The sequence below is a fragment of the Allobosea sp. 10N428 genome (assembly GCF_056394545.1).
In genome coordinates this window covers 1-25,114 of the sequence record NZ_JBFTIC010000002.1, presented here as the reverse complement: position 1 = coordinate 25,114, position 25,114 = coordinate 1, and the positions used below count along the sequence as shown (strand labels likewise).

Annotated in this window: 21 protein-coding genes and 1 pseudogene; 7 read left to right on the top strand and 15 right to left on the bottom strand. The window is 62.9% G+C overall.

The window, feature by feature from the left end; translation table 11 throughout:
• The first annotated feature begins 23 nt into the window (after positions 1-23).
• Complete coding sequence (gabT, locus tag AC1DDA_RS06605) at positions 24-1,328, top strand: 4-aminobutyrate--2-oxoglutarate transaminase (protein ID WP_476795151.1); 1,305 nt, start codon at positions 24-26, stop codon at positions 1,326-1,328.
• A 221-nt stretch (positions 1,329-1,549) separates the two neighbouring features.
• On the opposite strand, the gene AC1DDA_RS06600 is transcribed toward gabT, so the two are convergent.
• From AC1DDA_RS06600 to AC1DDA_RS06550, 11 genes are all read right to left on the bottom strand, one after another.
• Positions 1,550-2,968 carry an FAD-binding oxidoreductase gene (locus tag AC1DDA_RS06600; protein ID WP_476795150.1) on the bottom strand — a complete coding sequence of 473 codons (1,419 nt, stop codon included), beginning with the start codon at positions 2,966-2,968 and terminating at the stop codon, positions 1,550-1,552.
• A 146-nt stretch (positions 2,969-3,114) separates the two neighbouring features.
• Complete coding sequence (locus AC1DDA_RS06595; RefSeq protein WP_441513362.1) at positions 3,115-3,603, bottom strand: Lrp/AsnC family transcriptional regulator; 489 nt, start codon at positions 3,601-3,603, stop codon at positions 3,115-3,117.
• A 22-nt stretch (positions 3,604-3,625) separates the two neighbouring features.
• A complete protein-coding gene (locus tag AC1DDA_RS06590) occupies positions 3,626-4,348 on the bottom strand; it encodes a haloacid dehalogenase type II (RefSeq protein WP_476795149.1) in 723 nt (240 codons plus the stop codon).
• Between the two features lie 397 nt (positions 4,349-4,745).
• Positions 4,746-5,228, bottom strand: coding sequence for a GAF domain-containing protein (locus AC1DDA_RS06585; protein ID WP_476795148.1), 483 nt, complete (start codon positions 5,226-5,228; stop codon positions 4,746-4,748).
• Complete coding sequence (locus AC1DDA_RS06580; RefSeq protein ID WP_476795147.1) at positions 5,225-6,211, bottom strand: CobW family GTP-binding protein; 987 nt, start codon at positions 6,209-6,211, stop codon at positions 5,225-5,227. The genes AC1DDA_RS06585 and AC1DDA_RS06580 overlap by 4 nt, the downstream gene beginning before the upstream one ends.
• Positions 6,211-7,785 (bottom strand): amidohydrolase family protein, encoded by a 1,575-nt coding sequence (locus AC1DDA_RS06575; protein ID WP_476795146.1) that lies wholly within the window; start codon positions 7,783-7,785, stop codon positions 6,211-6,213. Before AC1DDA_RS06575 ends, AC1DDA_RS06580 begins: the two co-directional genes overlap by 1 nt.
• Positions 7,782-8,738, bottom strand: a complete 957-nt coding sequence (locus AC1DDA_RS06570) for a branched-chain amino acid ABC transporter permease (RefSeq protein ID WP_476795145.1) — start codon at positions 8,736-8,738, stop codon at positions 7,782-7,784. The genes AC1DDA_RS06575 and AC1DDA_RS06570 overlap by 4 nt, the downstream gene beginning before the upstream one ends.
• The gene (locus AC1DDA_RS06565) at positions 8,735-9,622 is read right to left on the bottom strand and encodes a branched-chain amino acid ABC transporter permease (RefSeq protein ID WP_476778273.1); all 888 of its coding nucleotides are present in this window, start codon (positions 9,620-9,622) and stop codon (positions 8,735-8,737) included. Before AC1DDA_RS06565 ends, AC1DDA_RS06570 begins: the two co-directional genes overlap by 4 nt.
• Positions 9,623-9,643: 21 nt before the next feature.
• Positions 9,644-10,855, bottom strand: a complete 1,212-nt coding sequence (locus tag AC1DDA_RS06560; protein WP_476795144.1) for an ABC transporter substrate-binding protein — start codon at positions 10,853-10,855, stop codon at positions 9,644-9,646.
• Positions 10,842-11,609, bottom strand: a complete 768-nt coding sequence (locus AC1DDA_RS06555) for an ABC transporter ATP-binding protein (protein WP_476778275.1) — start codon at positions 11,607-11,609, stop codon at positions 10,842-10,844. The genes AC1DDA_RS06560 and AC1DDA_RS06555 overlap by 14 nt, the downstream gene beginning before the upstream one ends.
• Positions 11,606-12,517 carry an ABC transporter ATP-binding protein gene (locus AC1DDA_RS06550; RefSeq protein WP_441513352.1) on the bottom strand — a complete coding sequence of 304 codons (912 nt, stop codon included), beginning with the start codon at positions 12,515-12,517 and terminating at the stop codon, positions 11,606-11,608. The genes AC1DDA_RS06555 and AC1DDA_RS06550 overlap by 4 nt, the downstream gene beginning before the upstream one ends.
• A 53-nt stretch (positions 12,518-12,570) precedes the next feature.
• Between AC1DDA_RS06550 and AC1DDA_RS06545 the strand changes: the two genes are divergently transcribed.
• Positions 12,571-13,125, top strand: coding sequence for a helix-turn-helix transcriptional regulator (locus tag AC1DDA_RS06545; RefSeq protein WP_476795143.1), 555 nt, complete (start codon positions 12,571-12,573; stop codon positions 13,123-13,125).
• 228 nt (positions 13,126-13,353) lie between these two features.
• The gene (locus AC1DDA_RS06540; RefSeq protein ID WP_476795142.1) at positions 13,354-14,829 is read left to right on the top strand and encodes a SulP family inorganic anion transporter; all 1,476 of its coding nucleotides are present in this window, start codon (positions 13,354-13,356) and stop codon (positions 14,827-14,829) included.
• A 48-nt stretch (positions 14,830-14,877) separates the two neighbouring features.
• On the opposite strand, the gene AC1DDA_RS06535 is transcribed toward AC1DDA_RS06540, so the two are convergent.
• Both AC1DDA_RS06535 and AC1DDA_RS06530 read right to left on the bottom strand, forming a co-directional pair.
• Positions 14,878-15,057: a hypothetical protein gene (locus tag AC1DDA_RS06535; protein ID WP_441513350.1), complete on the bottom strand. Its 180-nt coding sequence runs from the start codon at positions 15,055-15,057 to the stop codon at positions 14,878-14,880.
• Between the two features lie 599 nt (positions 15,058-15,656).
• The gene (locus AC1DDA_RS06530; protein WP_476795141.1) at positions 15,657-16,793 is read right to left on the bottom strand and encodes a hypothetical protein; all 1,137 of its coding nucleotides are present in this window, start codon (positions 16,791-16,793) and stop codon (positions 15,657-15,659) included.
• A 192-nt stretch (positions 16,794-16,985) separates the two neighbouring features.
• On the opposite strand from AC1DDA_RS06530, the gene AC1DDA_RS06525 reads away from it, so the two are divergent.
• The 4 genes from AC1DDA_RS06525 to AC1DDA_RS06510 all read left to right on the top strand — a co-directional run bounded on the left by AC1DDA_RS06525 (position 16,986) and on the right by AC1DDA_RS06510 (position 21,963).
• The gene (locus tag AC1DDA_RS06525; RefSeq protein WP_476795140.1) at positions 16,986-18,206 is read left to right on the top strand and encodes a hypothetical protein; all 1,221 of its coding nucleotides are present in this window, start codon (positions 16,986-16,988) and stop codon (positions 18,204-18,206) included.
• A 360-nt stretch (positions 18,207-18,566) separates the two neighbouring features.
• Positions 18,567-19,568, top strand: coding sequence for an ABC-three component system protein (locus AC1DDA_RS06520; RefSeq protein WP_476795139.1), 1,002 nt, complete (start codon positions 18,567-18,569; stop codon positions 19,566-19,568).
• A complete protein-coding gene (locus AC1DDA_RS06515; protein WP_476795138.1) occupies positions 19,556-20,068 on the top strand; it encodes an ABC-three component system middle component 2 in 513 nt (170 codons plus the stop codon). Before AC1DDA_RS06520 ends, AC1DDA_RS06515 begins: the two co-directional genes overlap by 13 nt.
• 47 nt (positions 20,069-20,115) lie before the next feature.
• Positions 20,116-21,963, top strand: a complete 1,848-nt coding sequence (locus AC1DDA_RS06510) for a hypothetical protein (protein WP_476795137.1) — start codon at positions 20,116-20,118, stop codon at positions 21,961-21,963.
• A gap of 356 nt (positions 21,964-22,319) precedes the next feature.
• Here AC1DDA_RS06510 and AC1DDA_RS06505 read toward each other — a convergent pair whose 3' ends face one another.
• Together AC1DDA_RS06505 and AC1DDA_RS06500 are read right to left on the bottom strand one after the other, a co-directional pair.
• Complete coding sequence (locus AC1DDA_RS06505) at positions 22,320-23,684, bottom strand: hypothetical protein (protein WP_476795136.1); 1,365 nt, start codon at positions 23,682-23,684, stop codon at positions 22,320-22,322.
• Between the two features lie 1,200 nt (positions 23,685-24,884).
• Positions 24,885-25,114 (bottom strand): annotated as a pseudogene (locus AC1DDA_RS06500) (ISNCY family transposase); the annotation flags it as partial.

Below are 25,114 nucleotides of genomic sequence, written 5' to 3'. Positions count from 1 at the left end.
CGTTCCAACAGAAAGGAAAACCCATGCCTGTCGATCAGCGGACTTCCGAACAGCTTCTGGCGGCGCGTGCCGACAACATTCCGCGCGGCATTCTGACCGCCCATCCGATCGTCATCGATCGTGCGGAGGGCGGGTATCTCTGGGACAAGGCCGGTCGGCGCTATCTCGACTTCGTCGGCGGCATCGGCGTCATCAATGTCGGGCACAACCATCCGCGCGTCGTGGCCGCCGTCCAGGAGCAGCTCAAGCGCGTCACGCATACTGCTTTCCAGGTTGCGGCCTATGAGCCCTACATCGCTCTGGCCGAACGTCTCAACAAGCTGGTCGGCAAGGGGGCCCCGTACAAGAGCGTCTTCCTCACCACCGGGGCAGAGGCGGTCGAGAATGCGGTGAAGATCGCCCGCGGCTACACCAATCGTCCGGGCATCATCTCCTTCCGCGGCGGCTTCCACGGCCGCACATTGCTTGGAGTGACGCTCACCGGCTTTGCCCAGCCCTACAAGCAGAACTTCGGCCCCTTCGCGGGCGAAATCTACCATACGGCCTACCCGGACAGCTATCGCGGCGTATCCTCGCAAGATGCGATTGCGGCCCTGGAAGAGGTGTTCGCCACTGAAATCGCGCCGGATCGCGTCGCTGCGATCATCATCGAACCCGTCCAGGGCGATGGCGGGTTCCTCGAGGCTCCCGTCGCGTTCATGAAGGCGCTTCGGGAGATCACGCAGCGCCACGGCATCGTGCTGATCGCCGACGAGATCCAGACGGGCTTCGGCCGGACCGGCAAGCTCTTCGGCTTCGAGCATTCCGGCATCCAGCCGGATCTCGTCACGGTCGCCAAGAGTCTGGCCGGCGGCTTCCCGATCTCAGGCGTCGTCGGCAAGGCGGAGATCATGGACGCGCCGACTCCGGGAGGCCTCGGCGGAACCTATGGCGGCAACGCCGTCGCCTGCGCCGCGGCGCTGGCTGTGCTCGACGCCTTCGAGCAGGACGGTCTCGTCGAGCGCGCCGGGGTTCTCGGCGGGAAGCTGTCGGCTGCCCTCGATGCGCTCAAGGCGAAGCATCCCGATATCGGCGTGGTGCGGGGTCTCGGCTTCATGCGCGCGCTCGAATTCGTGACCGACGCCGAGACCAAAGCGCCGGACGCGGACCGGGCCCATCAGGTCGTGGAACGCGCACGCGAACGAGGCCTGCTGGTGATCAAGTGCGGTGTTCACCGCAATATCGTCCGCTTCCTCGCTCCGATCGTCATTTCTGACGCGGATCTCGACGAGGCGATGCACATCCTCGGTGAGGTGCTGGCTGGCACGGAGGCGGCCAAGGCGGCTTAAGGCAATCAGGCTACCCCGGTGAGCTTCGCGTTCACCGGGGGCCAGAAAAGACGTTTCAGCGCCTCGTGGAATTTCACAGGGGGTCTGAGGCGCGTATATCGAGCGCCGTCGCTGAGATGGTGGCGCCCCAAATTGTGCTCGAGAGCACGCCACATCTACGGCCGGCCTCCGATGCAAGCCTGGGTGCGAACGCGAACTTGTCTGCGAGACCGCACCAGGCCTCAGTCGACATTCGGTATCACTTTTCCAGGGTTCATCAGTTTCTGCGGATCCAGTGCCTGCTTGACGAGGCGCATGATGTCGACCTTCGACGCAGCCCCGAAACGGGCGAGCAGGTCGAGCTTCACGCGTCCGATTCCGTATTCGGCACTGAAGGTCCCGCCCATGTCGAAAGCGAGTTCGTAGATCTTCGGCGATACCTGCTCCTCGAACCCCGCCTTGAATTCAGGCGCGGAAATGCCGTGGGGCGCGACGACGTTGAAATGGACGTTACCGTCACCGACGTGGCCGTACACGGAGAGGATGGCCCCGGGACGGTTCTCGTTCACGATTTTCGAAGCTGCCTGAATAAACGCCGCGAGACGGGACGTGCGAACGGCAACGTCATGTTTGACCGAGCCTCCGTGATGGACTTCGGCCTCCGGGATATTTTCCCGCAATTGCCAGAAGTCCGCGGCCTGCTGTCCGCTCGACGCGATCGCTCCGTCAGTGACGAGGCCGCTTTCCATCAATTCTGCGAGCAGTTGGGTGCTCGCCTCCTCGAGGTTGAGCACCGAAGACGACGTTGATGCCTCCATCAGGACGTAGTGATCGGCTGGGTCCGCGAGGGGGCGACGAAAGTCAGACCGTGACGCCAACAGGAGCTGCAACGACGTCTGCGAGACATATTCGAAGGAGGTGATCGCTTCGCCTGTTTCGCGCTGGGCGGCATCGAGAATCCCGGCCAGATCTTCGATATGCCTGATGGCGAGGAACGCGGTGATCGTCTGCTGCGGTTTCCTCATAAGCTTGAGCGAAGCGCCTGTGATGATGCCGAGCGTTCCCTCCGCGCCGATGAAGAGCTGCTTCACGTCGTAACCCGAGTTGTTCTTTCGCAGCGGGCTGAGCTCGCTGTAGAGCGCGCCATCGGGGAGCACCACTTCAAGCCCGAGAACCAGCTCACGGGCCATGCCGTAGCGCAGAACCGAAACGCCGCCGGCATTCGTCGACAAGTTGCCGCCGATCCGGCAGGACTGCTGCGAGCCAAGCGAGAGTGGGAGCAACAGGCCAGCATCGTCGGCGGCGCGCTGAAGCTCGCTAAGGATGATTCCTGCATCCACCGTGACGGAAAGGTTGCCGGGGTCGAGGTCGCGCACCCGGTTCATGCGTTCGAGGCTGACGACGAGCTCGTCGCCGCTGCGACTTGGCGTGGCCGCGGTGCAGTAGCTCGTGTTGCCGCCTTGCGGGACGAGCGGAACGTGCTCCTTCGCGCAGGCCCGGACGATCTCCTGGACTTCCGCAGTGTCCCGTGGCCGCAGCAATGCCCGGGTACTGCCGGAATACAGCTTCCGGAAATCGGTCGTGTAGGCGGCAATGATGTCCTGGTCGCCGGTCACGATATCTTGCGGTAGTTTGGAAAGCACCCGAGCGATGGCATCCATGGGGGCAGCGTTCTTCCTGAGGTTACGTTTCGCGGGAAAGGCTAGGAACGAGCGAGCAACGTGGGCAGCACCGAGCTGTACTCCCCGAAGCGATGGTGACCCTGCGAGACAGCCTGTCGGAATCGATCCGCAGCGGACTGGCGGCCCTATTGGTCGAGAATGTACTTCACCGGGACGTGCCCCTTATCGAGGATCGTCTTGATCACGATGTAGCTGAAGTACTTCTCCACGCCGATGTTGCGCTCCAGGATGCCCTCCATGAGTTCCTGGTAACGGGCTACATTCTTGGTCACGAACTTCAGAAGATAATCGTACCCCCCACTCACCAGATGGCACTCCTGAAGGGCCTCATAGCGCTTGATCTCGACCTCGAACTTGATGAAGTCCTCGCGGCGATGATCGTTGAGCGTCACTTCGGTGAAGACGGTTATGTGGTCGACGAGTTTCGACAGCTGGATGCGGGCATTGTAGCTGACGACATAGCCCGCTTCCTCCAGACGTCGCAGCCTGGCAAGGCACGGACTCGGGGATAGCCCCACCGCGTCCGCCAGGTCGACATTGGTCAACCTGGCGTTCTGCTGGAGCTGCGCGAGGATGTTGATGTCGATGCGATCAAGTCTCGGTGCGCCCGCCATTCCCGCGTCTCTCCCCTCGTGATCAGCCGCGAAGCGCTTCCTGATGCGCCTTCGCGAGATCGGCCATGCTGTTGAAGCGGAAATCATACTTGGGCATGTCGCCCGGGTGCATCGTCGCGCCGAACCCATCCTGGTCGTAGCGGCGATAGATCCAGCAGGATGCCAGGCTGTGCTTGTTCGCCGGTCCGTGGTCGTGGAACATGCTTTCGGCAGTGTGCAGGACCTCGTGCTTGCGGATACCGAGCGTCTCCAGCTTCTTGAGCATGTAGTCGAAGTTGCGATCGGACGGCTTGTAGGACCCGATATCTTCGGCCGTGTAAATCGCGTCGAATTCGACCTGGAGCTTCGCGTTGCTCGCGGCGAAGCTCTCATTGTCGACGTTAGACAGGATCACGAGCTTGTAGTGCCGCTTGAGGTACTGGAGGGCGCCGGCGGAGTCGGTGAATGCCGGCCAGTTCTTGACCGAGTGGCCATAGGCCACGCACTCGTCCCATGTCACGGCAAGACCCCATTCCTCGGCCAGTCGCTTGTAAACGATCGGCAGGAGGTCGCGATAAGTCTTCGCCGGCGTCTGCAACTGCTGCGACGACTCGTGGCGGGCGTGCGCTTCCAGCACCTGATCGCGCGTGAGGGGCGTCGCGAGCCGGCTGGTGAGCGGCTTGAGTCCCTCGAACATGCCCGTTTCCCAGTCGATCAGCGTTCCATAGCAGTCGAAGGTGAGCGCTTTGAAGTCTGTGAGTTTCATCGGTCTTGTCCTGTCTTTGCGGGAACGAAACGATGGTCGGCGCCTGAGGGCGGCGGCAGGGCGATCGATGAAGTCTCGCCAGCAGCCCCGGTCGGTATCTCCTGCCCGTCCTCAATGTGCCGCGTGTTCCGCCGCAACAGCGAGAAGACCTGCAAGCGCAATCCGCAGCTCTTGCCGAATGCGACCGGTGAAACAGCGGAATCTGCCGCTCGCGTGCACTCGGGGCAGGGCGCTGCGGAACTCGAATTGATGAGCCGCTGCAACTGCTTGGCCCGGCCGATGGCGTACTTCCCCCGCTGACGAGCGAGACGACGCTGCGGCAATGCAGCACGATGTGCTGGTCCGGCCTCATCGGGGTGATCGCAACGGGTTTGGGCTGGAAATGAACGCATCCCGGTCAGACCGTCTTGAGGAAGAGGGGCACCGCCAATTGCGCGTAGACGGAAAATCGCGATGCCGTTTCTTCCTCGAACTGCGCCGCTCTGCCGAGAATATTGATCGAGCCAACCGTTCGATCCAGCCAGCGCACCGGGATGTTCATCACGCTCTCGCAACCGATCGCCCACAGCGCCTCGTGGTCGAAGAAGACGTCCTTGAGGTCCTGCCGGCTCCGGCCGACATAGCTTCTGCCTTCCAGGATCAGCCGGTCGGCCCAGCGGCTGCTCGGCAGCGGTTTCGAGCCGCCGGTCGGACTGACGTCCTCTCGGTTCGAGTAAAGACGCAACATGACCAGGTCGTCGTAGTCGAAGCGCAGGCAGGTGAAGAGCAGATGATCGTGAAGGCCCGCGGAATGCTCTTCCAGAGCGGAAAAGACAGCCTTCTCGCTCGTCGCTTTCGTCAGCACGGCGAGAAAGGCCCGGCTGTCGTCATGAGCGGTCATCGAACCCTCACCATCGGCTGATTCTCGCCACAGAAGGGCTGGAAGAGATCGCCGGCTGTGACATCGCGCAGGATCAGCATCAGGCCGAGGCCGACATCGTCCTTCACCCGCATCCGACGGGGAGGGGAGAACGCATCGCCGACGCCATTGATGAGCATCGGATACGGATGGCCCTCGGGCCTGACGAGACCCTTCAACCGCAGGAGGCGGCTTCCGAAGAATCCGGCCAGATTCTCGATCCATTCGGAGATCGAGCTCCAGGAGGCATCCGGCCTCCATTCCGCGAAGGCTACCGTGATGCGCGGGGCCGTGGCAGCGATCGCAGAGAAACGAGCTGTCCCTTGGACAGATCGATCGCCATGCGCCGAGAACGCCAAAAGCGCCCGCTCGCGAGGCTGATCCGTCAGGACCTGCGCCGCCAGGGGATTGAAGCCTTGAGCTTCGGCGGCGCAGCGGTTCCATTCCGGCTGGGAAAGCCGATCCAGCTTGGTCATCACCATCGTCTGCGCGGCCCCGAGCTGCGATGCATAGTGCGGAAGGAAGTTGTCGCCGACGAATGGGGCCGACGCGTCGAAGGTGGCGATGATGCGGACATCGAACGCGACTTGCCGGATCGCGCGCAGGGAACGGATGATCGGCGCGGGTTCGGCGAGGCCGCTCGTTTCGAGAATGATCCGCTGAGGAGGTGCCAGATGCCGCTCCGCCCGGGCCAGCAGCAAGGCGTCGATCCCCTCCTGCAAATCATTGCCGAGGGAACAGCAGACGCAGCCGCCATCGAGCGTGGCGAGAGCGAGATTTCGATGGTCTGCTCCGATGACCGCCCCATCGATATTGACCTCGCCGGCATCGTTGACGAGGACGCCGGTGTCGGAGGTGTCCGCGAAGAAGAGGTGATCCGAGAGCAGCGTCGTCTTGCCGGATCCCAAAGGGCCGGTCAGCACGATGAACTCCGGCCGGTCCGTCATCGGGGCAGGGCGGTGCATCACGCCCCCTGCCGGGCTGCCGAAACCATCGCCTCGACATCGGCGAGAAGCTCGGCCGGATCGTATAGCAGGCCGCCCTTGATCACGGTCTCGAGGCTGCGCTCCCAATCGACCGACTTCGTGGCGTCGTTCAGGCGCATCGTGCCGGTGCCGTAGAGCAGCTTGAAATCGTTCAGCGGATTGCTGCGGTGGATCAGGATGTCGGCGCGCTTTCCGATCTCGAGCGTCCCGGCATCCTGCTCGATGCCCAGCAGCTCGGCACCAGAGGCGGTGGCGGAGCGCAGCACCTCGAGCGGGGTGAACCCGGCCTCCTGCAAGAGCTCCAGCTCCCGGACATAGCCGAAGCCGTAGGTCTGGAACATGAAGCCGGAATCGCTGCCGACGGCGATGCGCCCGCCGAGATTCTTGTAGTCGTTGACGAAGCGCATCCAGAGACGGAACGTTTCCCGCCACTCGATCTCGTTCGTCGTCGACCAGCGATACCAATAGGCGCCATGCCCGCCCCGCTGGGGCTGGAAATAGGCCCAGAGCGTCGGATCGGTAAAGCGCTCGTGCCAATCCGCCCGCCGCGTGCGCATCAGGTCGCGGTTGGCATCGTAGACGTTGAAGGTCGGCACGAAGCTGTGGCGCGCGTCGAGGAAGCGCCCGAGCACCGTTTCCCACTTCGGCGAACCTGGGCGGGCGGCCTGCATGAAGGTCTGGCCCGCCGCCGAAAAGCGCAGATATTCGTCGCCGTAATCGTAGTCCGGCGGAAAGGCTTGCAGCGTCCTGTTTTCGAGCAGCGTCTCGGGGATACCGTAGGAGTGTTCGGTGCTGCTGAGCCCCCAACCGGCCGTCTGGAGCGGGTTCATCCGGCCGACGGCGAGCTGTGCGTGATGGCAGCAACTCCGCAGGTCGTGCCGGGCACACTCTTCGAGCGCCGCCTTCATCAATGCGGGCGGCGTCCCGAAGAACTTGACGCCGTCGGCACCGGCCGCCCTCACGGCGCGAACCCAGGCGGCCGCCTGTTCCGGCGTGTGCAAGCTCTTGACATAGTCGGTCGTCGCCGGGAACGGCGCGTAGGCCATGATCCGAGGCGCGTCGATCCTATGCTCCTCGGCCGCCGCCTTCTGCTGCAATGTCCAGGACAGCCCGTTGAAGCATCCGGTCTCGCGGACGGTGGTGACCCCGTGGCCGAGCCAGAGCTTGTAGATGTAGTCGGCCGACGGCTGCGGTCCATTCTTCGCATGGAACGGAGCACCGATATGCGCATGGCAGTCGATGAAGCCCGGCGTGAGGAACTTCCCGGAGCAGTCGATTTCCAGAACCTCCTCGGCGCGAGCTTCCTCGGGCAGCTTCACCTTGCCGGTCTTGGCCAGGGCCACGATGCGGCCGCTCTCGACGATCAGGTCCGCCGGGCCCCAGGGCGGGGCTCCGGTTCCGTCGACAATGCGGGCGCCCGTCAGCTTGAGATAACGACGGGGCTCACGGCCACGAGATCTCTGGGTCGCCGCCGCCAAGCCGGGCATGCCCGACGCGGCGAACATGGCCGCGAATTCATCTCCCGGCGCGTTGGCGGCCGATGGCGTCGTCATGATGGCATTCTCGCTTCGACGGGGCCGATAGCTGCTGCAGGTGTTGCTGCACCGGCACTGAGTGAGCCCGATCGCTCGTTTCGGAGGCCGAAGACGCCTTGTGGCCGGAGCTGCATGATCACGATCAGCGCGACGGCGATCGCAAACTCCCTGAGCGAGGCGATCTGCACCGCGCTCAGGCCCGGAATGAACTCGGCGGCAAAACGTGAGGATTCCAGAATTGTCATCACCGCGAGGGAGCCGAAGACGGCGCCAACCAACCTGCTGTAGCCGCCCGCCGTCACCGCGAGGAAGATATAGATGGTGAGCTGCACGACGAAGTTGTCAGGCGAGATGTAGCTGGTGAATTGGGCATACAGGCCCCCGGCCAGGCCGAAAAGCGCGGCGCCGATACCGAAGGCCTGGCATTTCAGCCGCAGCACGTTCTTGCCTGCAACGGCGGCCACCTTCTCGTCGTCGCGAACGGCACGAAGGGCTCGGCCGAACGGGCTGCTGAGGACGCGGGCGAGCACCCAGACCACCAACGCGACGAGGGTCCAGGCCAAGGCGAAATAGAACCAGGGATAGAGCTCGCCGAGGGCGTCCTTGAATGGCGCCCGGATACCCGAGATGCCGTCGCTACCGCCCGTGAGCCAGCGCTCATTGAGCTCGACGAGACGCAGGCCCTCACCGAAGCCGAGTGTAACGATGGCGAGATAGTCGCCCCGAAGCGTTCGGGTCAGCAGGCAGAACCCCACGCCGATCGCAGCCGACAGAGCCGCGGCGGCGACCCAGCCAAGACCGATCGGCGCTCCCAGCTTTGTCAGCAGCACGGAACAATAGGCGCCAAGGCCGAAGAAGCCGACCAGGCCGAGATTGACCATGCCCGCCTGGCCCCAGCTCACGACGAGTCCAAGGGAGAGCAGGGCATAGATCGCCGTGATGGTCCCGATGAACAGAAGATAGGAGGTCATTTCCTGACTCCTGCCGCTCCGGCGAAGAGGCCTGTCGGCTTCACCAGAAGGATGAAGAGGATGGCAAGAAAGGCCGTGAGGGATTGATAGACCGGGGGCATGGCGATCATCGCGACCTCGCCCACGACACCGATGATCAGGGCTCCCAGGACGGCCCCATAAAGGCTGGTCAATCCGCCGAGGACGCTCGCCGCGAAGATGATGAGGATCAGCCGCGAGCCGGTCGAGGGGTCGACGCTCGTATCGATCGCCAGCAGGGAACCGCCGATGCCGGCCAGCCCCATCCCGATGAACGTCGCGAGGTTCGACAGGTTGCGCGGCTCGATGCCCTTCAATCTGGCGAGGTCGGTGTTATCGGCGACGGCCCGCATCGCCTTGCCCCAGCGGGTGAGCGAGAAGAATGCCGCGAGCGCGACGGCGATGACGAGTGCGGTAACCAGATTGCGAAGCTGCTGGGGTCCGACGCTCAGCCCCCAAACCTGGACGTTGCGTTCGATCGGAAGATCGAAGCTGTTGAGATCGCTCCCAAAGAGGAAGCGGAGTGCATTCTCGATCGCAAGGTTGAGCGCGATCGAGACGACCGCCAGCATCAAGGCGGTATGGGCCCCGGATTGGCGCCGAATGGGAGCGAGCGCGAGACGGTCGGTCGCAACGCCCAGGATGCCCGGGACCATGAATGCAAAGAGCAGCATCAGGACCGGCGACCACCCCAGATGGGCGCCTGCGTACCAGGCGGCATATGCGCCGACGGTCATCTGCGCGGCCACGCTGAAGTTGACGAACCCCTGCACGGAGAAGATCAACGTCAGGCCGAGCGCCGGCAGCGCGATCAGCGCTCCCAGCACCAGGCCGTTCAGCACATATTGTGCGATTTCGGTGAACACGGCTCGCTCGCCCGAATTCGCTCAGGCAACCTTCAGAAGGGTCATCTTCCCCTTCTGAACCTGCTCGTACCGGAAGAAGACGCCTTCGACGTCGCCATTGGCGGCGAATTCGAGCGGACCGCTCGGGCCGTCATAATTGATCGGCTTCTTGTCTGCGATGAGCTTCAGCGCCTTGGCGACGTCGCTGACCTTTTCACCCTTCGCATCTTGCGAGATTGCCCTGACGGTGTCGCGCACCGCCGTGCCGCTCGGCGACGCGACCGCAGCCTGAGCCAGCGCCAAGGCGGTCAGCACGACATGGTCGTAGACCTGGCACGAATAGCTATCGAGGGCCAGCCGCCCCATCTTGCTGATGAGCGTCCTGTAGGCCGTCGAATCCTCGGATGCCGATGGTACGAGCGATGCGGTCCCTTCCGACACCTCGTGAGGAACACCGTCCGCCAGAACCTGATTCACCCCGAAGGAGAATCCGATCTTCTTGCCGCCGAAGCCGGCGCGATAGAGGTCCTTGAGAACGACGGAGGTATCGGGCACGTAGCCGCCGAGCACGATGACATCGGGGTTCGTCCGCAGCGCCTGGTCGATCTCGGTGCGATAGCTGGCCCGCTTGTCCTCGTAGATCAGCCCCTGTCCGGATCCACCCGCATCCTTGAACAGCTTCGAGATGATATCGATGTAGGACTGCGCGAAGGGCGTCTGCGGCCCGAGGAAGAACATCTTCCTGGCATCGAGCTCCAGCGCGTACCGACCAACCCGGGTGCCTTGCAGCGTCACGGTGGGAGACGTGCGGAAGATGTAGCCGTTGTGCGGCGTCTTGGTGATGCTGTCCGCGCCCGAGGACGTGAAGAGCGCCGTCTTGCTCTCGTAGCACAGGGGCGCGATCGCCGAGGTTACGGCCGAGGCATAGGAGCCGCCGATCGAGACGACCTTGTCGACGTCGATCAGCTTGCGCGCCGCACGAACGGCAGCCTCCGGGTTGCTCTGGTCGTCTTCGATCAGAACCTGGATCGGCCGGCCTGCCACACCTCCGCCAGCGTTGATATCGCTCTCGGCGATCTTTGCCGCGGCGCTCATCGTCGCGCCGAACTGGCTGGTTGCTCCGGTCAGGGGGATGACGATCCCGATCTTGATGGGTTGCGCGCCCTGGGCCAGCACTGCCCGCGGCCAAAAGGCTGCGAGGGAGCCGGCGCCCGCGGCGCCGACCAGGAAATCACGACGGTCAAACTTGCTCATGACGATCCCCTTGTTTTGTTTTGTGCCTTGCGCCCTGGCCCTGCTCGCGGCGGCCAAGGAACAGGTGACGCACCTCATCGTCCGCAAGCAGCGATGAGGCGGTGTCCTCGCGGGCCTTCCGCCCAGCGACCAGGGCAAGGCCCTTGGTTCCGTATTCGAGAGCCAGGAGAGCGTTCTGCTCGACCATCAGCACCGCGAGGCCCGACTTCGCCAGGCCGCGAACGAGTTCGAAGACTTCGTCGGCGGCCGCTGGCGAAAGCCCGGCGGTGGGCTCGTCGAGGAGGAGGACGCTTGGGCTGGTCATGAGCGCGACGCCCATGGCGAGCACCTGGCGCTGGCCGCCCGACAGGTTGCCGGCCTTGTCGCGGAGCTTGGTCTTCAGGAGCGGGAAGCGCGATAGCTGCTCGTCGATCCGGTCCTTCAAACCCTTTCGAATGAGATACCCGCCCATCTCCAGGTTTTCGCGGATCGTCAGGCTTGCGAAGACGTTCCGCTCCTGCGGAACGAAACTCATCCCGCTCTTGCAAGCCGCCTGCGCGTTCCCCGGTTGAAGGCACTTGCCTTGCAGGCTGATCTCGCCCGAAGTCGGTCTCAGAAGACCGGCCACGAGTTTCAGGAATGTCGATTTCCCAGCCCCGTTGGGGCCGATGATGACGGTCAGATCACCGGCTCGGACATCCAGGTCGATGCCTTTGACGATTTCCTCGGCGTTGGGATAGCCGCCTCGGATTCCACGGACAGCAAGGTCGGTCATTGGCGCCGCATCCCCAGGTAGCTTTCCTGTACGTCACGGTTTCCAGCGATTTCTGAGAAGCTGCCGCGCGTCAGGAAGCGACCGCTCGCCATGACGATGACCTCGTCGCAAAGGCGCTCGATCAGCTCCATTTCGTGCTCGATCAGGACGATCGATATCCCGCTCTTCCTGATCTCGACGAGATGGTCGGCGATTTCCTGGACCAGCGTCGGGTTCACGCCCGCCATGGGCTCGTCGAGCAGGATCATCTTCGGCTTCGCGAGCAGAACCCGGCCTATTTCCAGCAGCTTCTTCTGGCCGCCGGAAAGGCGCGTCACGAGGTTGTCGAGGACATGCGCGAGCTTGAGCCGTCGCGCCATGTCCAGCGCTTCTTCGCGAAGCGCCTCCTCTTGCCTACGTGCCTCGCGATTGCCGAGGAGGGCGCCGAGAAGTCCTTCTCCGCGTTGGCGTGGGCCATACAGCATGAGGTGTTCGAAAACCGTCATGTTCTCGCAGCCACGTGCAAGCTGAAACGAGCGGACCAGACCCGCGCGCGAGATATCCTGAGGCTCCTCCCGGGAAATGTCGCGACCGCAAAAACGGACCTTTCCGGTCGCCCCCGGCGTCAGCCCCGAGATGCAATTGAACAAGGTCGTCTTGCCGGCGCCATTGGGGCCGATCAGTCCGGTGGTAATGCCCGGCTGGATTGCAAAGGAGGCGCCGTCGAGCGCGCGGATGCCTCCGAAATGGATCGAGAGATCAGCGATCTCCAACTGCGCGTGTGTCATGGCTGTCCAATGTCGCGGTTCCCCGAGGGCTTCGACGAAGCTCGTCGGCCCTTCATCTGCTCGAAACCGCATGGCGGCTCGGCTCTTATCGTCCTGGGACGCTATGACACCTATACGCTTAATGCTATAGGTGTCGAACACTTAAGTGTTCGGGCGGCATTCCGGCTCGGATCGCCCGCGTGGAGGTCGTTGTGATGGACGTGGATTATCGGGAGGCGTTCGAGAATGCGCCGGTCGGCCTGGCGGTCGGCAGGAACCGGACTATCGTGGCCGGGAACCACGAGTTCGCCAGAATCTTTCGAGGCTCGATCGCCGATATGGTCGGCGCGACCTTCGAGCGGCTCTACCCGACCCAGACGGACTATGAGGAGACGGGCGCCCGAGTCGGCGAGCGTTTGGCCAGCGAACGCAGCTACACGGATGACCGTGTCATGCGCCGGCTCGACGGCGATCTGTTCTGGGTTCGGGTCAGCGGCTTCACCTACACTCCGGAACATGCGCACGCGCATACCCTCTGGGTCTTCTCGGAACTCGACCGGGCTCAGCCATCAGGTCAGTCGTTGAGGACGACTCTGACCCCCAGGGAGCGGGATATTGCAACCTTGCTCATCGATGGGAGGACCGGGAAAGAAGTGGCGAAGGCGCTGGATATCAGTCCGCGCACGGTGGACATCTACCGAGCCCGCTTGCTCAGGAAATATAACGCCAAGAACACCCAGGCTCTCGTCGAATTACTTCTGCGCGGGTGAAAGAGGACACTAGCAGATCGGCTGCCGTGACGGCATATCGTCCAAGCGCCCAGCGTCGTTGCCCTGCAGCATAGGCCTGCTATGGGTCGTGGCATGATCGCGCTCATCAGGTTCTTCCGCACGCGCCTGAGCCCGCCCTAGCGCCGGCTTCCCTCATCCGTCGCCGCTTGCACGCGGCCGTTCTTGATTGCCCGGAGGCTGCGACCGTCCGGAGCGGGAAGCTTTGTCATGACCATTTCTCATCTGCGGAGCGAATGGGCTCCGAACGTCACGCGCGAGCTCCTTGCCGGCACCGTCGTCGCGCTGGCCCTGATCCCGGAAGCGATCGCCTTCTCGATCATCGCCGGCGTCGATCCGAAGGTCGGGCTCTACGCCTCCTTCTGCATCGCCGTCATCACCGCCATCGCCGGCGGGCGCCCGGCCATGATCTCGGCCGCGACCGGCGCGATGGCCCTGGTGATGACCACGCTGGTGAAGGAGCACGGCCTCAACTACTTGCTGGCGGCGACGCTGCTGACCGGTGTCTTCCAGATCATCGCCGGCAGCCTGAAGCTCGGCAACCTGATGCGCTTCGTCTCGCGTTCGGTTGTGACCGGTTTCGTCAACGCCCTCGCCATCCTGATCTTCTTGGCACAGATGCCCGAACTGCTCGGGCGCGGCCCCGTCGTCTATGCCATGACCGCCGCCGGCCTCGCGATCATCTACCTGCTGCCGCGCTTGACCCGGGCGGTGCCGTCGCCGCTGGTGACGATCGTGCTGATGACCGCGATATCGATGTATTTCGGGTTGGGCATCCGCACCGTCGGCGACATGGGCGCATTGCCCAGCGAATTGCCGTTCTTCGCACTGCCGCAGGTCCCACTCACCTTCGAGACGCTGAAGATCATCACGCCCTATGCGCTGACGCTCGCCATGGTCGGCCTGCTCGAAAGCCTGATGACGGCGGCGATCGTCGACGAAATGACCGACACGACCTCCGATAAGAACCGCGAATGCGCCGGCCAGGGCCTCGCCAACATCGTGGCCGGCTGCTTCGGCGGCATGGCCGGCTGCGCGATGATCGGGCAGTCGGTCATCAACGTCTCGTCGGGCGGGCGCGGGCGCCTCTCGACCTTCTGGGCCGGCGGCTTCCTGCTGTTCCTGATCGTCGTGCTCGGGCCCTATGTCGCGCAGATCCCGATGGCAGCACTCGTCGCGGTGATGATCATGGTCTCGATCAACACATTCCAGTGGCGCTCGCTGAAGACGCTGCTGATCCATCCTAAAAGCTCCAGCTTCGTCATGCTGGGCACGGTCGCGGTCGTCGTCGCCACGCATGATCTCGCCAAGGGCGTGCTCTTCGGCGTCGTGCTGAGCGGACTGTTCTTCGCGCACAAGGTCACGCGCTTCTTCGCGGTGGCCTCGGAGTGCGCGGGTGAGAAGCGGATCTATCGCGTCAGCGGTCAGATCTTCTTCGCCACCGCCGAGGCCTTCCATGCCGCCTTCGTCTTCCGCGAGGAGGAGGTCAGACACGTCGTCATCGACCTCGGCGCCGCGCATTTCTGGGACATCACGGCCATCAACGCGCTCGACCGCGTCGTGCTCAAGTTCCGGCACAACGACATCGCCGTCGAGGTCGTCGGCATGAACCATGCGACAGCAACCATGGTCGAGCGCCTTGCGGTCCACGACAAGGGCGAAGGGCAGGTCGTGGCCGGCCATTAGCGGCGGCCTTACGGCTGGCACGAGATGCCGGCTCTTGAGGCTCCGATTCTAGCGGAGTTTGGCGATACCGATGCCGTCGCGTTTTGCGCGGTCCTTGATGGATTCCTCGCTACGAGTCATCGCTTTCGCAATCGCCTTCAAGGCCATGCCCTTTCCAGCCAGCAATTTCAGCTTCTGGAGCTCCTCGGAGGTCCAGGGTTGGCGATGCCGTTCAAATCGCTCGGTCATAATCCGATCCTGCGTTGCGCTCACATTTGAGGAGCCGACCTATAGCAACAGTAGCGATGAAATTGACCGATATGTGCCGAGGTCAACCACCAGGTCGCGCCAGCTGCTGACGTTGAGCATCTGCCAGAGAGCGGACCTGACATTTCGCCACGCTGGGGCGGCGCCGGCCGCGAAACGGGGCATCCCGTTGCCGCATCGTGCCATTGGGGGCTGTAAGGTTACCCGGAGGACGTCCTCATCGCTTCTTCGCGACAGCCAGAACCCGCGCGCTCCCGAAGTCCTAGCGAAGATCGGCGACAGGCCTCGCGCGGGCAGACAGAGCTCTGTGGCGTGGACGACGTTTGATCGTCCGGCACGGCACGCGACGACTGCGGCGTAGCCGGATTTTTGGCACTACGACGCCAAATTTTCCAATGAGTCCAGTCGATATGGCTCCCAATTGCGCGCGCGATGTAGCCCGATTGAACGTCGTACAGGGCGTTGTGTAGCCCGATTAAGCGTTGTGGAGCGTGCGACGTTTAATTGGGCTACACAACTGCACGGTGGAGCGCGCGACGGGACACGACGAGCGCCGCGAACCCACTTAAGCGGGGACGAAGTCACTCGCGCTTTGCATATTCTCCCTCGATTCGCTTGATCTTGTCATTGTGAAACCGCGCCTTCTCGCGATCCTGCGCAAGTTGCTCCGGCGTTGAGACGAATACCGAAAGGACGTGCTCCCACGGGCCCATCCCCTCCAGATCGAACCGCACCTCGATTCCGAGCTTCTGGCCCGTCAGGTCGAAGGACGGCACCTTGACGCTGTCGATGCGGTTGACGGCCAGAAACGGGGTCGATGGGGCGTCGAGGCCATTTTGGACGCGCGGGATGGAGGAGAGCCGGATCATTTCCATCATCGCAAGGCGTTCGAACCACGGAGACCCCTTGTAGCGCCAGTACAGATCGGACAGATCGCTGCCGAGGCCGAGATCGGTGAACCAAGTCCCTAGGGCCATGCCCAGTACGCTCTCGAAAACCTGGACGTACGCCTCCATTCCATGAAGCATGCGCCCGTCCTCGCGAGACATGGACGAGATGCTTGCGGCGGCGTTTCGGCGCGGGACCTGATCCTTGAGCCTGAATAGAACTTCATAGGCCTGTCCCGCGCGCTCGACGACAGGCGGCTCGGCCAGCAACCCACCGAAGCCGAGTTCGTTCAAAAGCACATGGCGCCGCTCGGGCAGCCATCTATCGAAGTCCCGGTTCAACGACCAGAGATCGCGACCCGAACCGTTGACGAAGTGGGACAGGCGAACCCGCGTACCATCCGGGCCGGAGCGGATGACGGTCCCGACTGCGACGATGTCCTGTCCTATGGCGATGAGGTCGCCCTCGGCGTCGGAATCCGATCCCTCGAGGCGCCGCGAGCCTTCGTGATCGCGCTTCATCCTTCGGAGTGCATTGGCGGTGTAGCGCTTCTCGTCTCGGTCGATCAGGACGCCGCACGAAGCACACAGCCATATCCCGTTGTCGATGTGGGACCGTTCCTCGGGCGTCATTGTCGGGTCGTGGCGGCGCGCTCCCGGCCCCGGCGCGGCGGCACAGATGTGCGCTGCGACGCCGATCATCGTCACGGCGTCGGGCGCCTCGTCACTAGGACCGACCGTTGATCGCTTGCATAACGAGCAGAGGTAGCTGGCCCGCAGCGCCAAGTCGAGCTTCGTCCGGGCGCTGAAGTCGTCCCGCGATTTCGTCATTCATTTTGCGCGCCCTGCGGACCATGTCAGTCGCGAGGTTATACCAGCCGACGCACATGCCAACGGGCGGCGGCTTCGTAGAAACCAGCAAGCGCGAAGTACCGTGGGGGGTAGGTGCGGCAACTGCCATATTTCGGCCCGTGTCGTCGTCAGCATGAAGCCAAACCGACGAGGCCGCATGGACGAGGCCGCATGACTGATTCCTTCCGATGGATGAAAGATCTGGATGTCGCCACTCGGGCGTTGCAGCCGCTGCGCGACATTCAGCGCCTCGCGGACCCATTCTCGCAGATCCGGCGCCATATCGACGTCGAGAGTGGAATACTGGCAACCTTTCGCCAGGAGGAAGCGTGGCGCAAGACGTTCTCCGACGTGAGTCAGTCCGGTGCGCTGGCCAAGCTGAACGATCAGTGGGAATGCCATCGCAAATTGATTGAAGGCCCTTTCGAACAGGCGCGTCGCGTCGGCGTTGCCGGTCTTGGGATGCCCGCCATGGTCCGGGGCGGCCTGACGGCCATGCAGTTCCATGAGATCGCAAATTTGGCTGCGTTTCGCCTTCCGCAGTTCGACGAGATCGGAAGCTTGGCGCGCCGGGCCGCGGAAACCGCCGAACTGACGCGGCGGGCGTTCTCGACGACCGCATTGGAAGCGGAGATGGCGCGGATGCATGAGCCCTGGCTCCGCGTCGGCGCGGAGGCAGCCTCCGCTCGCGGTTTCGCCGAGGTCCTTGCCATTGGCCGCAACCTCGCAGAACGACGCCCTTACGCCGGCATGCTCAGCGAGATGCTTCGCGGCGGCCTCGGGGATTGGCGCGACACCACCTTTCCGGCGACGGATCGATGGCTTGACCCCGATGCCCGGTCGGCGTTCTACCTGGAGCGCGGTTTCGATCCGATGCTGACGGATTTCACTCCGGGCGCGTTCGACGCGAGCCTGCGGATCGCTGGCCTGCGTCGGGACGAGCCGGCCTCTATCGATGAGGACGAGGACCGTGACCGTGCGAGGGAGGCCTTCGACAGGTTGCGGCTTTTCGAGGCCGAGGTGCGGCTTTTTCTGGACCGCGTGATGCGGGAAGCGTTCGGCGATGCTTGGATGCGGCATCGGCTGCCGCAGACCATGCTGGAGCAATGGATAGCGAAGCGCGACAAGGCGAAGGCCGCCGGCCAAGCCGAGGTCCCACTGATCCACTACGCCGACTTCGCCGACTACCAGCAGATCATCGAGCGCTCCGACAATTGGAAGGAGGTCTTCAGGGGCATCTTCCGTCGCTCGGAGGATATCCGCGAGTCGTTCCAGCGACTGTATCCGATCCGGATCGCGACGATGCACGCCCGGATTGTTACCCTCGACGACGAACTCCTACTGGCGGTGGAAACGCGGCGCGTTCTGAAGGCGATCAGCGCCGCTGCTTGATTGCTCTGCCAGGGCAACGCCTTATCCGATCCAGGAGCGAGATCGGAAACTCGCGCTAGCAGCCCCTTCGTTGATCCCTGCTTAGCGGTCCTCAGGCCGCCCGATGCATCTTGGCGCGCGTGCTCCCGCCTCCCGCGTTCCCGGTCCGCTGCCGCAATTCCCACAGGCCGCCAAAGGCGCTGACGCGCCGTTCATCCCGGCGGCCCGGGCCCGTTTTCCTCGCCGACGTCCATTCTATTCTCCGTCGACGCGCCCGCAGCCGCCGATCGGCGCGGGCGACGGCCCTATTGACGGCCCTCCGTCTGTCGCGTGGATTGCCATGATCGCGCGCTCAGCCAGCCTCGGATTCGGAAACCCTGAATGTCGACCGACCACGTCCGCGGTATCCAGACGCTTCGCCCCAACGAACTGGAACTCTTCGTCGATCATTGGATGTCAAACAAGGCCAAGGCGTATTCCGCCACGCAGGTGTGGGCGGGCACGGGCGACAAGGGGCGCGACGTCGTGGGCTTCCTATCGCCGCAGCGTTTCGAGGGTCCGTGGCACCTCTTCCAGGCGAAACAACTGAAATCCGTCCTGCGAATGCCGGACATCCTTCCTGAACTGGCCAAGGTCTTCCACCACGCGAACCGAGATGGGACCTCGCTTCCCGCGGCTTATCACTTTATCGCTCCACAAGGTGCGGCACGCGCCGTCCTGGAGGGCATCGGACATCCGACGCGGCTGCGCCAGACCATTATCGACCAGTGGGATCAGAACTGCGCCACGAAGATCGTCGAGCGCGCCACGGTGCCGTTGACGTCCGAGCTGCTGGCCCTCATCCACAGGTTCGACTTCTCTTCGGTCCACCTGTTCGACGTCTACGCGATCCTCAAGGATCCACACATTCGCCCGACGCTCGTCAAGTTCTTCGGGGCTGATCCCGGACCCTACGCGTCAGAGGGCACTCCGGACGCCATCGCCGACGTCGAGGAAAACTATCTTGCCCAGATCGTGCAGGCCTACGAAGAGCGCGCGCGGGCCTCCTTTCCCGACGTCGCGGCGGTGCTGGCGCATGGCGAGTTCCGCGAGCACCTGTGGGAGCAGCGAACCCGCTATTTCGAGGCGGCGTACTTCAAGCGCCACTATCGGGACAACACCCTGGAGCGAGAGCTGGTGGATTTCGGACAACAAATCTACCATGGGGTCGTGGGCGCCTATCGGGCGTCCTACCCCGACACCTTGGCGAGGATCGACGGCGTGACGGACCGCGCCGCATCGGTCGTGCCGGCGGGTATCCTCGCACCCTACGCTCGCGTCGAGGTGAAGCAGGGCTTCTGTCACCACCTTGCCAACGAAGGCCGACTGCCTTGGAAACGCTAAGCCCTCCGTCATCTTCCGCTTACGGCCCGCTCTTCAACAGCGCGCTGGAGACCGGACTGCGGGCGCTCATCGTACTGGAGGCTTTCTATCCGCGGCGGTGCAGCCTGATGGAAATGACTTGGTTCGATCATCTCGTCGTGCACACCGCTGACGTTGACGGGCCGGACAGCCTGCACCCGGACCTCGCGCCACGGATCGGCGAGCTGTTCGTGCGGCGCAGACTCGTCGAGGACAGCCTCAACCTGATGCGCAGCGTGCATATGGTCGATGTCAGGCACGACGACGATGGAATCCATTTCCAGGCAAGCGAGGACGCCCCTTCGTTCCTCGGCATGCTGCAATCGCCCTACATCATGAATCTAAAAGACCGCGCCCGCTGGCTGGCAGAGCGCTTCGCGCGCGCCGAGCCCGCCGAGATCGAGCGAATCGTCAAGGAGCGCATCGGACGCCTGAGGACCGACTTCCAGGCTGCAGGATCACCGGGCGAGGCGAACCAGTGAGCACGAGAGGCATTAGGCTGCGGAGCCTCAGCTTCACGGGCGCAGCCGTGGAGCCTGCCATCCTGACATTCGAGGACGGCCTGAACATCGTCTACGGCGCATCCAACACCGGCAAGAGCTTCGTCGCCAAAGCGATCAACTTCATGCTGGGCGGGGGCGACGAGCTCCCGGACATCGAGCAGCGAGAAGGCTACGACGGTGCCCTGTTGGCGATGGTCCTGCCGGACGGGGGCGAAGTCACATTCCACCGGTCCGTCAAGGGCGGAGATCTTGAACGATTCGACGGGTTACTGACCGAGCGCCCGAAGGATCGGGCTCCCCCAGCCACGCTGAGCGCCATCCACAGCGCGAAATCCGGCAACAACGTCTCGCAGTTTCTGCTTTCCTCCCTCGGGCTCTCTGGCAAGGAAATCGTCACGAACATCCATGGCGAGAAGGACAGCCTCAGCTTCCGGAAGCTGGCGGCCTACGTGATCGTGGGCGAGGGGCCGATCATGGACGAGGCCAGCCCAGTCCTAAGCGCCATCAAGACCGAAAACACCGCGGAGAAGAACGTTTTCCGCTTGCTGATGACCGGCACGGACGATTCTGCCGTGGTGCCGCAGGTCAGGCCCGCGGTCAGGCAGGCGAAGGTCGAAGGCCAGATCGAGCTGCTCGACGAGTTGATCCAGCGCATCGACGCCGAGATCGGCGAGAAGGCCCCCGTGCGGCAGGAGATGGAAAGGCGCTCCGGCCTGCTCGAAGCGGCGCTCACCGACCGCCATGCCGATCTACGCGTTCGCCAGGAACGAATTGACGCGCTCACCCGTCGGCGTCGCTGGCTTACGGACGAAGTGGACGCGGCCACTGCCAAGCTCGCCGAACTCGAAACCATGTCGTGTCGGTTCGCGGAGTTGGATCGCGTTTTTCTGTCGGATATCGAGCGGCTCGTCGCCTTGGAGGAAGGTGGCTTCCTCCTCAAGGCGGTGGCGGGCCGGCCCTGCGCGCTCTGCGGCGCCGACCCCGAACATCAGGTGCATTCCCATGCCGCGGACGAGATCGCCCGGACGCAAGCCGCAGCCGCCGCGGAGATTGCGAAGATCCAACGCGAACGCCGTGACCTCTCGCAGACGATGGCGTCGGTCAACGCCGACGCCGCGGGATTGAGCCGGAGCCGGCAGAGGATGCTCGCGGAACTGTCGGATGCGGAACGCAACTTGGAGACGGAGCGTCCGGAGGAACTTCGCGCCCGGACCGACTACGAGCAGGTCATCCGAGAGCGCGACGAGATCAAGCGCGCGCTCGATCTCTACACGCAGCGAGACCGGATGGCCGCTCGCCGTTCGCAGTTGAGTTCGCGCGACGCCTCGCGCAGCACCCCGTCGAAGCTACAAGCGGGCGTCAGCGCCACCACGGCACATGAGTTCTCCCAGATTGTCCAGGAACTCCTGCGCGACTGGGGATTTCCCGGGAACCCTGTAGTGGCCTTCGACCCGGCGAAACAGGATATCCAGGTAAACGGGAAGGGGCGGGCGAGTAACGGCAAGGGCGTCCGCGCCGTCCTGCACTCGGCTTTCAAGGTTGCTGTCCTGATTCATTGCCGGCGCAAGGGCTTGCCACATCCTGGCTTCATCGTCCTGGATACGCCGCTGCTGACATACCGGGAGCCTATGACGCACAGGGAAGGCGCCTTGTCGGAGGATGAACAGGAAATCAAGGACACGAAGCTGTCAGCTAGGTTCTTCCGGTCCCTGGCGCAGTTGGGGAATCTCGGTCAGTTCATCGTTCTCGAAAATATCGATCCGCCGTCCGACGCGAAAGCACACGTGACGGTGTTCGTCGGACAGGGCGGCGAAGGTAGGCAAGGGTTCTTCCCGGCCGGGCGGATTCAGCCCACGGGGGACGGACGGGCTTAAAGTTAGCGCTTCCTGCCCCGCCGCTGTCTATCGCTCCAATGATCTGTAGGGCACACTGAGCAGTCTGGTTCGTCTGCATGCCGCGATTAATCCTCGTGGTTGACACTCCGCATAAGGACCTGCGCCGGGCTCGCTTGGCGAGGCTCTAGCTCCACTCTCGCGCTGCCGGGGCGTGATGCCCCAGTTGCTGCGCAGAGCTGAGTTTTCAATGACCCAGGAAAATTCTCGACTCGCGTGTTACGCCAGCTGTGGACGTTGATCCTCTGCAGAATGCGGACCTATCATTTCTCCGATCGGCTTCCGCAACGAGAAGCCGCAGCGCGCTGCGAGACCAAAGATGGCGTTTGGGTCATGAGCTAATGCGGGGGAAGCACAGTTGGAGGGATAGTGGCTAGCCGCGTCGCGTAGTCGGCTTCGACATCTAGCAGCGCTTGGAGGAGGGGCTCGAAGCGGCTGTAGTCGACTGGCACCTTCGAAGCTGCAACGACCTTCGTGGCGAATGTGAACTTCGAATAGAATTTGCCGCCGTCTTGCTCATGGTTCGTCTTGTCGAAAGTCTTTCCGTCGATCTTGGTTTCGAGCAGCGACTTCTCAAAAAGATCTTCGATCGCCGTCTCCGGAAGCCCGAGCTTCGGAACCGGAACGACATACAAGTTTGTGTGAAGGTAATAAAATGGGTCATCACGGGCGACCGTCGTGCCGACGATTTTGCTCACTTCCTTGAACAGGTCGATCGCTCCGGTGTCGCAATCGGTGACAATGATCACGGGCGCCTTCGGCGTGCCCTTGAAGCCTTTCGTCCGGTGCTTGTACTGCGCCACGAGATTTTTCAGCTGCCCGTTGCCGCCCGACAGGTCCTGAACCTCACGAGTGTTCGCGGTATATTTGAAGAACGCTGGGCGGATCTTGACCTTACCGTCGACGGTCTCGAAGAAACCCGGAAATTTGGCATGGAGAGAGCGGATGGCGCTCCGCAGGTATATGCCGTCAGTCTTGCCTTCGCAGACGATGACGGGCTTTTCGATCGACCAAAATGCGTTGTAATTCAGGAAGCGCGCAAAAAGGCGCCGATATCCCGGAATGCCCTTTGACTTGTCCGGCTTGCCTTTGCTCAGCGTCAGGCTGCGAATGTAATAGATGAAGTTCAGGCGGCCCCTCAGACTATCGAGCGAGATCGGCTCCTTCTTACCGTCGAAAACTCGATAGGCCTGGCCGTCGACGAACAGGCGGTGGCACATTGCCCTGGCCTGCTTCCAATATTCGACCGGGACGTTGAGGTGCCGGTTGACGATGAGGCCCGTCGTGTCCTGACGAGAGTCCCGATACTGCATCCGCGTCTTGTCGGGATTGATCTCGAAGCCCGAGGAAGCGATGCGCGACGCAAGCTCCCCGCTCGGTTGCCAGGCGTGGAGGCCATCCAGAACGGCGATGCGCTCCGGAAACTCCCGCTCGTTTGTCGAGAAAGTGATATCGTCGGCGTATCGCGTGTAAGTGCAATTGCACTCACGGGCCAACCGGTTCAGCCGGTATATGCACCCTCCTTCTGTTGATCTCGCGCGGAACGATGAGGTCGCGACTATGGCGGCCCCCACTCGTTCTACGTTGGAGCGAGAGAACCAAAGACCGTCGTTTCGTGCGACCAACACGGCGCTGAGCGAGCATGCACGCCTCCATTGAAAGGACTTACGCAGGCTTTTGAAGAACGGCGAGAAGATCGGCATAGGCTTAAATCGGCCAGCCAAGCGAGGCGTCTCATCATCTGGCGATTGGTTCGGACGCTCGCTATTTCGAGATCGAGCTGCCGGCCGGGCGTCGGGCCATTGACAATGCACACATTATAAAAGCGCACATTGTGCGCTTTCAATCTCTAAAACTTTAACGATGATGCTCATCATTCATTATGGTTAACGACTAGTCCTCATGTCTGGCCGCCACCCATGCGTCGACTGCCGCGAGCACGGCGGCCTTATTCCAGCCTGCAGCAACAGCCGAGGTCAAAAGAGTGTCCAGGGCAGGGGCCACTGATGGCACGGCGTCTGAACGTCCCGGCCCGACAATGCGCATGAGAAGGACCAGTTGCAGCAGATCTGCGATGTAAGGAGGTGGTCCCTTCTTGGACCAGTTCTGCACTGTTCGCCTCGAAACTCCGAACGCATTTCCGAACTCGATCTCGGTCAGACCAAGGTCCCGTCGCGCCGCTCGAAATGCTTCCGCGTCCATATTGGTCGAACTCGCAGTGCCCAAAACCATGGGAGCGCCTGGCGCTATGATTGTATCTTCGCGGGTTGCACGTCGGTTGTGAAGGATCGGGGTTTAAGTCCATGATTCCAGAAGTCCGGAAATAGGGAAATACGAGTTGTTCCAGACATATCCCCGATAGTTTGGCGAGCGAGGAGCCGGCGCGGCTACGAGAGCGAGATTCGGCCGTCCTTATCAACGTATGGCCTCGCGTCTTGGCGTACCGAATCCATTTGCATGGCAATCAGCGCCCGTAGGTAGCAAGGATTGGGCGAGGTCGTAGTCGGAGAGCGCTCGTGTGACAAACCATGCAGCGGCGCTGTTGCTGAGGTCAGGTTCGCGATCGCGTTTCACAACGTTTCGCGTCGGCCGCCGGCCTAGAGGCCGTTGCAGTGTGCAGGTTGGCGCAGTCGCGAACTGACGGACGGTGATCACTGGCAGATGGGGGTCCACCGGTCGCCTCACATGGCGCGGCGGACCTCACATCGCCATGGGAGCCGCTAAGCACGCTTCAAAATCCGTACGACGTTCAATCGGGCTACATCGCGCGATTATATGGGCTAAACGACGGCCAATCGGGCTACACGACAACGACGACAGGGGGCATCGCCCCCGGCAGCAAGAGTTGTTGCAACCGGATTGAAATGTCTCAGGTTTCTGCAATTTAGAAATGTCACAGGGCGCTACGGCGCCTCTGCCGGGGCTGCGGAGAGCTTACGTTTCGCAGCAGCGCCGGCAGAGGCGGTGTGATTGGCTTGTTTCGTCGCGGCGTGGCGATCGGCGAAAGAGATCGGTCCTCGGCGTCCTTTCGGGCGCGGGATGTAGCCGCCGGCTTCGCTGTTCGTCTTGGTTCGTACCGGTCGGATCTCATCCTGGCGAGCCTTCACCCACGCAAGAGCTTCCGAAAGCCGCT